Source organism: Parageobacillus caldoxylosilyticus NBRC 107762 (assembly GCF_000632715.1).
In the GTDB taxonomy this organism is placed as follows: Bacteria; Bacillota; Bacilli; order Bacillales; family Anoxybacillaceae; genus Saccharococcus; species Saccharococcus caldoxylosilyticus.
In genome coordinates this window covers 1-651 of sequence record NZ_BAWO01000127.1, presented here as the reverse complement: position 1 = coordinate 651, position 651 = coordinate 1, and the positions used below count along the sequence as shown (strand labels likewise).

Annotated in this window: 1 pseudogene; it reads left to right on the top strand. The window is 35.5% G+C overall.

The features are described 5' to 3' along the window. A pseudogene (locus GCA01S_RS20440) lies at window positions 1-651 on the top strand (IS200/IS605 family accessory protein TnpB-related protein); the annotation flags it as partial.

The following is a 651-nucleotide window of genomic DNA, read 5'->3' as shown; positions in this document are numbered from 1 at the left end:
GAAAAAACGGAAAACAGAACGAACCAAATTGACGAAATTACGCAAAATCAAAGAAAGCTGTATCAAAGGAAACTTACGGTTTCCGAAAAATACAAACTTTGTTTGGCATAAAAGCGGAATCATTTCTTTAGGATTAAAAGACCGTTCTTTCATTTGGATGAACACATATCTTTTTGAACATTGCTATCTCGATGTAGAAATCAAACGAACCAAAGCCAAAATCGGTCGTTTAACACATCGTTTGGATCGATTAGAACAAAAGAAAACCAAATTAAAAGAACACATCCCAAGTGCTGTTTTTGGCGGTAAAAAACTATTCAAACAACAATTTACGAAAGAAGAATTTATAAAGGACCACGAATCTTGGAGAAAACTCTTTTTAGCTGCCCGAAATAAAGAAATGATCATCTCCGGCCGGAAAGATGCCGGTTCTGGAAACTTTGTGTTTCACTATAATCCAATTACAAAAGAACTTCATATGAACTCGATAACAGGAAGAGTAGTTACCTTTCCGGAAATAATATTCCCTTACGGCCAAGAAATGGTGAATAAAACGGTGACAGATCAAATCCAATGTAAAAACAAAAAAGTATACGGAAAACCAATCGCTTGGTCTGTGGAAGATCACGGGGAATACTATATCATCAAATG